11 protein-coding genes and 1 pseudogene are annotated in these 9,802 nt (G+C 29.4%); 6 read left to right on the forward strand and 6 right to left on the reverse strand.

Going from position 1 to position 9,802, the window contains the following annotated elements:
- Positions 1-627, forward strand: a pseudogene (locus tag ABY863_RS10860) (DNA-binding protein); the annotation flags it as partial.
- Positions 628-876: 249 nt separating this feature from the next.
- On the forward strand, positions 877-1,956 hold the full coding sequence (locus tag ABY863_RS10865) for a M14 family metallopeptidase (protein ID WP_372794710.1): 1,080 nt from the start codon (positions 877-879) through the stop codon (positions 1,954-1,956).
- Between the two features lie 33 nt (positions 1,957-1,989).
- On the opposite strand, the gene ABY863_RS10870 is transcribed toward ABY863_RS10865, so the two are convergent.
- The 3 genes from ABY863_RS10870 to ABY863_RS10880 are packed head-to-tail and all read right to left on the reverse strand — an operon-like array spanning position 1,990 to position 3,689.
- The gene (locus ABY863_RS10870; protein WP_372794712.1) at positions 1,990-2,712 is read right to left on the reverse strand and encodes a pirin family protein; all 723 of its coding nucleotides are present in this window, start codon (positions 2,710-2,712) and stop codon (positions 1,990-1,992) included.
- A gap of 3 nt (positions 2,713-2,715) precedes the next feature.
- Positions 2,716-3,153: a MarR family winged helix-turn-helix transcriptional regulator gene (locus ABY863_RS10875; RefSeq protein WP_372794714.1), complete on the reverse strand. Its 438-nt coding sequence runs from the start codon at positions 3,151-3,153 to the stop codon at positions 2,716-2,718.
- Positions 3,154-3,155: 2 nt separating this feature from the next.
- Positions 3,156-3,689 (reverse strand): NADPH-dependent FMN reductase, encoded by a 534-nt coding sequence (locus tag ABY863_RS10880; protein ID WP_372794716.1) that lies wholly within the window; start codon positions 3,687-3,689, stop codon positions 3,156-3,158.
- A 140-nt stretch (positions 3,690-3,829) separates the two neighbouring features.
- Here ABY863_RS10880 and ABY863_RS10885 point away from each other — a divergent pair, with 140 nt between their 5' ends.
- The 4 genes from ABY863_RS10885 to ABY863_RS10900 all read left to right on the forward strand — a co-directional run bounded on the left by ABY863_RS10885 (position 3,830) and on the right by ABY863_RS10900 (position 7,199).
- On the forward strand, positions 3,830-5,458 hold the full coding sequence (locus tag ABY863_RS10885) for an acyl-CoA carboxylase subunit beta (protein ID WP_372794718.1): 1,629 nt from the start codon (positions 3,830-3,832) through the stop codon (positions 5,456-5,458).
- Between the two features lie 61 nt (positions 5,459-5,519).
- Positions 5,520-6,236 (forward strand): YebC/PmpR family DNA-binding transcriptional regulator, encoded by a 717-nt coding sequence (locus ABY863_RS10890; RefSeq protein WP_372794720.1) that lies wholly within the window; start codon positions 5,520-5,522, stop codon positions 6,234-6,236.
- Positions 6,237-6,239: 3 nt separating this feature from the next.
- The gene (locus ABY863_RS10895) at positions 6,240-6,572 is read left to right on the forward strand and encodes a hypothetical protein (protein ID WP_372794722.1); all 333 of its coding nucleotides are present in this window, start codon (positions 6,240-6,242) and stop codon (positions 6,570-6,572) included.
- A gap of 102 nt (positions 6,573-6,674) precedes the next feature.
- Complete coding sequence (locus ABY863_RS10900) at positions 6,675-7,199, forward strand: DUF4870 domain-containing protein (protein WP_372794724.1); 525 nt, start codon at positions 6,675-6,677, stop codon at positions 7,197-7,199.
- On the opposite strand, the gene ABY863_RS10905 is transcribed toward ABY863_RS10900, so the two are convergent.
- The 3 genes from ABY863_RS10905 to ABY863_RS10915 all read right to left on the reverse strand — a co-directional run.
- Complete coding sequence (locus ABY863_RS10905) at positions 7,191-8,342, reverse strand: AMP-binding protein (protein WP_372794726.1); 1,152 nt, start codon at positions 8,340-8,342, stop codon at positions 7,191-7,193. The two genes, ABY863_RS10900 and ABY863_RS10905, sit on opposite strands and share 9 nt — an antisense overlap.
- Positions 8,343-8,396: 54 nt before the next feature.
- Entirely contained in the window at positions 8,397-9,356 is a 960-nt protein-coding gene (locus ABY863_RS10910; RefSeq protein ID WP_372794728.1) for a lysostaphin resistance A-like protein, read from the reverse strand.
- A 3-nt stretch (positions 9,357-9,359) separates the two neighbouring features.
- On the reverse strand, positions 9,360-9,802 hold a 443-nt coding region (locus ABY863_RS10915; RefSeq protein WP_372794730.1), incomplete at its 5' end, for an enolase C-terminal domain-like protein.

The raw sequence follows: 9,802 nt of genomic DNA on the forward strand, positions 1-9,802 counted from the left end.
AAACAACTGAAAACATTTTTTAATACTGAAACTTGGGATGGAGACACCTTTAATAAAATGATTACTCGTTTTACAGATTCACCTGAAACTTATTATCAACGCTTAACTAATATTTTACCAAAAACTTTTCATCTTAAAAATTTATTTTTTTTACGATTTACGAACAAAAATAATGAGAATAGATATCAATTATCTAAAGAATTACATATTACCCAACAACAACCGCCAACAGCTAATGAAACTCATGAACATTATTGTAGAAGGTGGATTTCAATTGAATTATTAAATAAAGTCACTAAAAATAAAATGATTTCAGAAGTTCAAATCTCTGAATACCCTGACAATAATTTAAAATATTTAGTAATTTCAAGCGCCACTTCAGATCCCTTTAAAGAGAATCATAATAGAAGCATTAGCATTGGTTTGCTAATTTCCCCACTTTTAACAAGTAAATTAAAGTTTTTAAATGAAGAAAAAATAACTATAAAACAAGTAGGAGTTACTTGTGAACGTTGTTCAATTTCAAATTGCGAAGTTCGATTTTGTGAAGCTACTGAATTGCTAAAAAAAGCAAAAAATGATGCTATCTCAGATACTGTTAAACAAATATTTAAAGATTATTCATAATAAAAATTTAGACTTCAATTTAAATCAAACTACTTCATCAAAAATTAATAAATTTGTATCCAAAATTAATAATTCAACACCATGATTTCAATTAGATTTAACCCCACAATAAAGTTTTTAAGTTTTATTTTTTTATTAATTACTTTAGTAAACTGTAATATTGTAAAGCCCGTAATTGTAGAAAAACCATTTGACACCAATAGTAAAAAAATATTTTCTCAACCTAAGAAAATTTATAATCTAGAAAAAATGGATATTAAAATATCAAATGATTTTGATGGGGCTCGATTAAATAATGTTGAACAAATAAACGATACTTTAATAGCTGTTTCAATTTATCCTGAAAATGCTCCAATAAATAATAGCGCTTATTATGCTTTTAAAATTTGGTCTGAAACACCTAAAAATATGCATGTTCAATTTAAATACCCAAAAGATTATGAGCATAGATATATTCCAAAATTAAAAACTAATGCAACTGATTGGACTCCAATTTCAAATGATGATATATTTTTAGTAGATTCATTATATACAATTAAATTAGCATTGACAAAAGAACCTTTAACAGTTGCCGCACAAGAAATTATTACTTCTATAGATACAAAAAAATGGTATTCTGAAATAATAAGTTCAAATCCCAACTTAGTTCATTACAAAACTATTGGGAAATCAGTTTTAGGAAAACCTTTACCAATGCTTGATTTATATACTGGAGATGCAAAAGAAAAAGATATTGTTGTGCTTATTTCACGTCAGCATCCACCAGAAATCACTGGTTTTATGGCATTCCAAAGTTTTTTTAAAACCATTTTAACAAATTCTGAAATCTCTAAAGAATTTTTCTCTAAATATAGAGTTTTGGTTTTTCCAATTGTAAATCCAGATGGTGTTGATCTTGGTCACTGGAGACACAACGCTAATGGAATAGATTTAAATAGAGATTGGGGTTATTATAGACAACCCGAAGTGAAAGCCGTTACAAAAGCAATTGTAAAAACAGCTAATAAATCAGATGGGGAAGTTGTAATTGGTATTGATTTCCACTCAACTCAAGAAGATTTATACTATACCAGTCACACTATGGAGGGAACAACAATTCCACATTTTTATGATGAATGGTTTGGTGCTATTGATGCTGCTTTTCCAAATTACACACCAAATGAAATTAGAGAAGATAGTACACAGCCCGTTTCAAAAGGCTGGTTTTTAACAACTTTTGGAGCAACAGCAGTAACCTATGAAATAGGTGATGAAACCCCAAGAGATTTTGTGAAAGAAAAAGGAAAAGTAGCAGCTATTGAAATGATGAAAATTTTAAACAAAAGATAGTTTTATATTATAATTTCACATCAAATATTGTTTTTAAAATAGCATTGGAACTTCAATAAAAAGTAATTCAGTGTTTTTTAAAGCTTTTAATAATGTACTTTCCGTTTGGAAAACCCCAATTGCATCACGTTTTGTTAAAGTTTTATTTTCAATATTAATTTCACCACTAATAACCATCACATAAATACCATGATTTTCAGATTTTAAAATGTATTTAAATTCAGAATTCTCCATCAAATCTATTCTTGAAATTAGAGCATCTTGATGAATTTTAAGATTTCCTTCATTGTCATCATCAATTGAAGAAACCAATAGTTGTAATTTGTTTTTCCGTTCTGAAGCATCAAATTTTTGCTGATCGTAGCGAGGCAAAACCCCACTTTTATTAGGAATTATCCATATTTGAAACAAATTAATAGGTTCAGAAGAAGAATTATTCATTTCAGAATGCAATAAACCCGTTCCTGCTGACATTACCTGAACTTCACCTGTTTCAATTACAATCCATTTATTACTCATAGAATCTTTATGCTTTAAAGCACCTTCTAACGGAATGGTAATAATTTCCATATTATCATGAGGATGTGTTCCAAAACCCATTCCTGAATTAATAATATCATCATTTAAAACACGTAATGCTCCAAAATTTACTTTTTCAGGATTGTAATAATGTGCAAAGCTAAACGAAAAATTAGCTTTCAACCATCCGTGATCTGCGGTACCCCTATCATTAGCTCTGTGAATTATTTTTTTCATGACCTATCTAATTTTGTCTAGTAATTTATTTAACAATTTGGCTTCTTCTTCTGTTATTGCATTCATATGATTTTCAAACTCTTTACTGTCAATTTTATCTAATATTTTTAATCCTTTTTCAGAGATTTTAATAAATACAACTCTCCTATCATTTTCACAACGCGTTCTTTCAATAAAATTTTTATCACATAATTTATCCATCAAACGTGTTGCATTTGGAGACTTTTGAATCATTCTTTCCTTAATTGTATTTACCGGAATTTCTTTTTTAGCACCCCGTAAAATTCTTAAAATATTATATTGCTGAACTGAAATCTGATAAGGCTTTAAAATTTCATTTTCAATAGCATCCAACCAATTTGCAGTATATTTAATATTGATTAAAGCTTTCACTTTTTCATTTGGAAATGTTGAATTTATATCTTTAGCAATATCACCCATAACTATAGCGCCTTCTCAAAATTTATTGCAAGGTCAAAAAGACGTTCCTTCAATTCTGAATTTGTAATGTCATTCTCTTTAAAATTATCGAAAAAAGAAGGAAAAGGCATACTTCCAATAATATTTGCACCCATAAAAGGAAATCTTCCCAACGCAATATCAAGCACAGTTTGACCTCCTCTAACACCCGGAGAAGTACTTAATAATAACATAGGCTTTTCTCTCCAAACTTTACCGTTAATTCTTGACAACCAATCAAATGCATTTTTAAATGCTGTTGAATAGACTCCGTTGTGCTCAGCTAAAGAAATTATAAATCCATCTGCAGTATCAATAATTGCATTTAATTTTTTTAATCCTTCTGAAAAACCTTGTTCATTTTCAATATCTATTGAAAAAAGTGGCATTTCAAAATCATTTAAATCAACTTTGACTAATTCTACATTCTTTATCAAACTTCCGGAATATTCGGCTAACAATTTGTTTATTGAACTTTTGCTATTACTTCCTCCAATTGTTACAATAGTTTTCATCATAATTTTAGTTTTGCATGTATTTTAAAGTGCAAATATACATTAAATATTTTTATATACCTAGGTATATATTACTATGGTAATTATTTACTACTAATTAACATTCATTTTGTACTTTAGCACTACTAAAATAACACAGATAAATGGATATAAACTTCAATAAAAACGAAGATTTCAATAAACTTCTTACTAGCAATCTTAAAAAGCATCTTTTAAAAGTTTATAAAGGTGGTGGAGAAAAAAACATAGAAAAACATAAAGCAAAAGGAAAGTTAACTGCAAGAGAAAGAATTGCTTATATTTTTGATAATGATAATGAAACTATTGAAATTGCAGCCTTAGCAGGTGATAAAATGTATGAAGAACATGGCGGTTGCCCTTCTGGTGGTGTAGTAGTTAAAATTGGATATATTAAAGGGAAACAATGTATTGTTGTTGCTAATGATGCTACCGTAAAGGCTGGAGCTTGGTTTCCAATTACTGGGAAAAAGAATTTACGCGCTCAGGAAATTTCAATAGAAAATAAATTACCTATCATTTATTTAGTAGATAGTGCTGGTGTTTATTTACCAATGCAAGATGAAATTTTTCCTGATAAAGAACATTTTGGGCGTATTTTCAGAAACAATGCAATCATGAGTAGTATGGGAATTACACAAATTTCTGCCGTTATGGGAAGTTGTGTAGCGGGGGGAGCTTACTTACCCATTATGAGTGATGAAGCAATGATTGTTGATAAAACTGGCAGTATTTTTTTAGCTGGAAGCTATTTAGTAAAAGCTGCAATTGGTGAAAGTATTGATAATGAAACTTTAGGTGGAGCAAAAACTCATTGTGAAATTAGTGGTGTCACAGATTATAAGGCACTTGATGACAAAGATGCTTTAGATAAAATTAAAAATATTATTGATAAAATTGGTGATTTTGACAAAGCTGGTTTTAATAGAATTAAAGCTGAAAATCCTACAGAAAATCCAAAAGATATTTTTGGAATATTGCCTGCTTCAAGAAGTGAGCAATACGATATGCATGAAATTATAAAACGCATTGTTGATAATTCTGAAATTGAAGAGTACAAAAAAGACTATGGAAAAACTATTATTTGCGGCTATGCACGTATTGATGGTTGGGCAGTTGGAATTGTTGCCAATCAACGTAAAGTTGTGAAAAACGCAAAAAAGGAAATGCAATTTGGAGGTGTAATCTATTCAGACTCCGCAGATAAAGCAACTAGATTTATAGCAAACTGCAATCAAAAAAAGATTCCTTTGGTTTTTTTACAAGATGTAACTGGTTTTATGGTTGGAAGTAAAAGTGAACACGGTGGCATTATAAAAGATGGTGCAAAAATGGTTAATGCGGTAAGTAATTCTGTAGTTCCTAAGTTCACTATTATTATAGGAAATTCATACGGCGCAGGAAATTACGCCATGTGTGGTAAAGCATACGATCCCAGATTAATTGTAGCATGGCCTTCGGCTCGTTTAGCGGTCATGGGAGGAGAACAAGCTGCCAAAGTTTTACTTCAAATTGAAACTGCTTCATTAAAAAAGAAAGGCGAAAAAATTACTTCAGAAAAAGAACAAGAAATATTAGAATCCATTCAAAAACGTTATGATGCACAAACTTCACCTTATTATGCTGCAGCACGTATCTGGACTGATGCTGTAATAAATCCGTTAGATACTAGAAAATGGGTTTCCATGGGTATTGAAGCAGCCAACCATGCTCCTATCGAAAAACCTTTTAATTTAGGAATTATTCAAGTATAAATTTATTGTAAAAACAGTTACTAATAATTACATTTGCAACACTTAAAATAATATTTAAATTATGGGAAGAGCCTTTGAACTTAGAAAAGGAAGAAAAATGAAACGTTGGTCCGCAATGGCAAAAATTTTTACCAGAATTGGTAAAGATATTGTAATGGCTATTAACGATGGAGGCGGAAATCCAGATACAAACTCTCGCTTAAGAGCTGTAATGCAAAATGCAAAGGCAGCAAATATGCCAAAAGAAAATGTTGAACGTGCAATAAAAAAAGCTGCTGACAAGGATACCAGTCATTATAAAGAAGTTTTATTTGAAGGCTACGCTCCTCACGGTATAGCGATTATTGTAGAAACTGCAACGGACAATAACAATAGAACGGTTGCTAATGTTAGAGCTGCATTTAATAAATGCGACGGAAACCTAGGTACTTCTGGTTCTGTAGTTTTTATGTTTGATCATACGTGTACCTTCACATTAAAAAAAGAAGATATTACAACTGAATTAGAAGATCTAGAGTTAGAATTAATTGACTACGAAGTAGAAGAGGTATTTGATGATGAAGATGGGATTATCATTTATGCACCTTTTGAGCAATTTGGTGCACTTCAAAGTTATTTTGAAGAAAATAATATAGAAATTTTATCTTCTGGCTTTGAAAGAATTCCAACTTCTATTTCTAAGCTTAATGAAGAGCAACAAGCTGATGTTGAAAAATTATTAGAACGTTTAGAGGAAGATGATGATGTTCAAAATGTATATCATTCAATGGAAATGTAATTGATGGTTTTAGCTGGTAAAAAAAAAACAGTTTTAAAAAGTGAAACCTCCAAGGATTTAGTTTGCCCAAAATGCAATTCTAAAAACACTACAAAAATTTCAATTTTTGGAATTTATAAACACCTTGTTCATATTCCATTTATATCTGGCGGAAAATCTGGAAAATCTATTTGCACACATTGCCAAGAAACCTATAAATTAAGCAATATGCCAGCTACTATTAAACTGGTATATTATGAATTAAAAGAAACAACAAAAACACCTATTTGGTTTTTCAGTGGTTTAATTGTTGTTAAAGTATTAATACTTCTTAAAATTTTTAGCAGGTATATCTAATAGTAACTATACTCTTTTTTTGAATGTCGTGTAAATGTCGTGTAAAAGTAGTTGCTGATTAGTACCTTTATAAAATACCTTTGATCTCTCAAAACAAGTATTATGACAATAGGTGAAAAAATAAAAGCAATACGAATTCAAAAAGGATTAACACAAGAAATTCTTGCTGAAAAAACAAATGTTAGCACACGAACCATACAACGCATTGAAAATAATGAAGTAGATCCTCGCTCCTATACTTTAGAGAAAATTGCTGAAGCGTTAGATATAAATTTTAATGAAATATCTTCATTTCAATATGAGCATACTAAAAAAGAAGACACTACTTTATTAGCATTACTTCATTTAAGTGGGTTATTTATATTTCTTTTCCCTCCAATTTTAATTTGGCTTTGGAAAAAAGAAGAAGTGAAAGATATTGATAAACACGCTAAAGATGTTATCAATTTTCAAATTACAATGTGGATATATCTTTTTATAGGAGCGCTATTACTACTTATAATTATAGGTTTACCAATATTAATATTTTTAGGAATATTTAGTTCAATTATTATTGTTTTAAACAGTATTAAAGTTCTTAATAAGCAACCTTACAAATACCCTTTTACAAAACAATTCTTAAAGTAACTTTAAAGTTTCAGCTCTGTGAATTTTATTTGTTGGTGTTTCAACAAATTGTTCAATAAAATAAATTTCTTTAGGGATTTCAAACCGATTTATTAATTTTAAGTTTTTAATGTTCAATAAAATCTCATCGCTTGAAACAGTATCACTACTGCTTTCAATTACTAAAATTAATTTTTCACCTAATATTTCATCAGTAATCCCAGCAACAAAAAATCGTTGAGGAATAATTTTTGCGAAATTTTCTTCAATTTGTTCAGGAATTAATTTAATTCCACCTGAATTAATAATGGTATCAAACCTTCCTAACCATTTAAATTCTGTTGAAGAAATAAGTTCAACTAAATCATTTGTAATTACTAATTCATTTGATACTTTTGGTGCATCAATTACTAAACAACCTCTATTATCTTTTGAAATTTTAATATTTGGTAATAAATTATAATGAGATTGGTTCGTCTCAGTCTCAATGACGTTATTATGAAAAAGAGGGTTGGATAAAATAACGTCTTTATCATTTTTTGATTTCTCGACTGCGCTCGAAATGACTGAATTAAAGTTATTTAATCTTTTTACCGCTATATGAGTGATGGTTTCTGTCATACCGTAAGTTGCAAAAACCTCTGTGTTTATATTTTGTATTTTATTCAACAATTCATTTGAAACCGCTCCACCTCCAACAATTAATTTCTTAATTTTATAAATATCAGAAAGTGAATTATTTAATTGCAAAGGAACCATCGCAGAAAAATCATATTGTTTATTTATATTCTTTAATGGATTTGAAGTTGGTTCAACAACATCTATATACCAGCCCAAAGTTAATGCTCTTACCAACATCATTTTACCCGCAATAAAGTTAGGAGACATACACAACAATGCTTTTGTGTTTTTGGGTAAATGAAAATAAGTGCCTGTAGCCAAAGCACTATTAACCATATGTTTCTTTTGAAGTTGAATAAGCTTTGGATTCCCTGTTGATCCCGATGTATTTACCTGAATAAAATTCTCTTTATTAAACCATTGTTTCAAAAAAAATTGTAACTCAGAAGAAATTTCAAAAGAAAAATCAATTAATTCTTCTTTTAAACTAAATGACCTTCCTTGCAATTTAAAATTTTTATGAAATAGAATTTTAGCTTTCATTTTATAATTTGGTTCTAATTGAAAAGATTCATGCCTTTACAGTAATAACAGTAATTATGCTATAAATTCATCTTCTTTTAGTTCTATTGGTTTCATAACTGTTCCCATTAACTTTTCTTGCCAGTTTGTCCATCCATACTTTTTTGAAAAAATTAATAAAACCAAAGGATACAACACTAATACTGGCACAAACATTTCAAACCCAACTGAAGGTTCAGAAGTATCAATTAACAACGCATCTGTTTGAAAAACAGTCCAATTTGTAGTTACAAATACAGCTGCAACTATATTATTTGCAGCGTGAAACCCTAAAGATAATTCAGTTCCTTCATCCATTAAAGTGAAAATCCCTAAAACCAAACCTGTACCAATATAATACACCATACTAATCCACCCTAATTTTTCAACTTCTGGATTTAAACCATGCAGTAAACCAAAAATAACAGAAGTTAAAATTAATGCAACAAACGAATTTTTAAACCAAGTACCAAAACCCTGCATTAAATAACCTCTAAACAATAATTCTTCCATGCTTGTTTGAACTGGTAAAAACAACATTGAAATAACTACTAAAATAAAAAAAGGTATAGGTTTAAAATTCCACACATAATCTTCTGGAGCCATATAATATCCTATAGAAATCATTAATATTCCAATTATAGCCCAAACTGAAAAAGCATAAAAAACGCGATTCCAATCTACTTTTTCACGACTGGTAATTAACGTCGCTATTTTTCTATTATGAATCTTTCTTATTCCAAAAAACAACGAAAGTAAACCTCCTAAAAAGGTTATAATAATTAAAAATAAATACAAATTGGAATCGATTCCTAAGGTTGCAAAATTTTCATTTGCTGAAGTCATAAACTCATTCATATCATCTGCATAATAAAATGCTGTTCCAATTAAAGGTATAACACCTAAAAATTGCCAACCAAAAAACAGGATAATTATGGTTACCAGATATGCCCACCACTCATTATTACCTTTGTATGCTTGTTGTATAAATTTCATATTTTATAGTAAATTAAAATTCCATTTCTTTTTAATATTGTAAAAAAGTTGTCCATTTTTAACTTCTAACGGACTCTCAAAATTGTTCGAAAATAAACTTCCGGTTCCTAGACCTTGAGGCATTTTAGAATTCAAAGAATAGGTCCATTGTGCAATTGCATTTAAACCAATATTACTCTCTAATGCTGAAGTAACCCACCAACCAATATTTTGTTTATCAGCTAGTTGAATCCACTCTTCACTTCCTTTAAAACCACCAACTAAACTTGGTTTTAAAACAATATATTGCGGATTTATTATTTGTAGTAATTCTTCCTTTTTTGTTACATCAAAAACACCAATTAATCCTTCATCTAAAGCTATTGGGATTGGAGTTTTTAAACATAACTCAGCCATTTCATTAAACTGTCCTTGTTTTATGGGTTGTTCTATTGAATGAATTTCAA

Origin of the sequence: Lutibacter sp. (genome assembly GCF_041562875.1) — a bacterium.
Taxonomy (GTDB): domain Bacteria; phylum Bacteroidota; class Bacteroidia; order Flavobacteriales; family Flavobacteriaceae; genus Lutibacter.

Coding starts and splice junctions, on each gene's coding strand:
- ABY863_RS10890 (WP_372794720.1), top strand. CDS start 5,520: ATGGGAAGAGCCTTTGAACTTAGAAAAGGAAGAAAAATGAAACGTTGG.
- ABY863_RS10885 (WP_372794718.1), top strand. CDS start 3,830: ATGGATATAAACTTCAATAAAAACGAAGATTTCAATAAACTTCTTACT.
- ABY863_RS10870 (WP_372794712.1), bottom strand. CDS start 2,712: ATGAAAAAAATAATTCACAGAGCTAATGATAGGGGTACCGCAGATCAC.
- ABY863_RS10880 (WP_372794716.1), bottom strand. CDS start 3,689: ATGATGAAAACTATTGTAACAATTGGAGGAAGTAATAGCAAAAGTTCA.
- ABY863_RS10900 (WP_372794724.1), top strand. CDS start 6,675: ATGACAATAGGTGAAAAAATAAAAGCAATACGAATTCAAAAAGGATTA.
- ABY863_RS10910 (WP_372794728.1), bottom strand. CDS start 9,356: ATGAAATTTATACAACAAGCATACAAAGGTAATAATGAGTGGTGGGCA.
- ABY863_RS10865 (WP_372794710.1), top strand. CDS start 877: ATGGATATTAAAATATCAAATGATTTTGATGGGGCTCGATTAAATAAT.
- ABY863_RS10875 (WP_372794714.1), bottom strand. CDS start 3,153: ATGGGTGATATTGCTAAAGATATAAATTCAACATTTCCAAATGAAAAA.
- ABY863_RS10895 (WP_372794722.1), top strand. CDS start 6,240: ATGGTTTTAGCTGGTAAAAAAAAAACAGTTTTAAAAAGTGAAACCTCC.
- ABY863_RS10905 (WP_372794726.1), bottom strand. CDS start 8,342: ATGAAAGCTAAAATTCTATTTCATAAAAATTTTAAATTGCAAGGAAGG.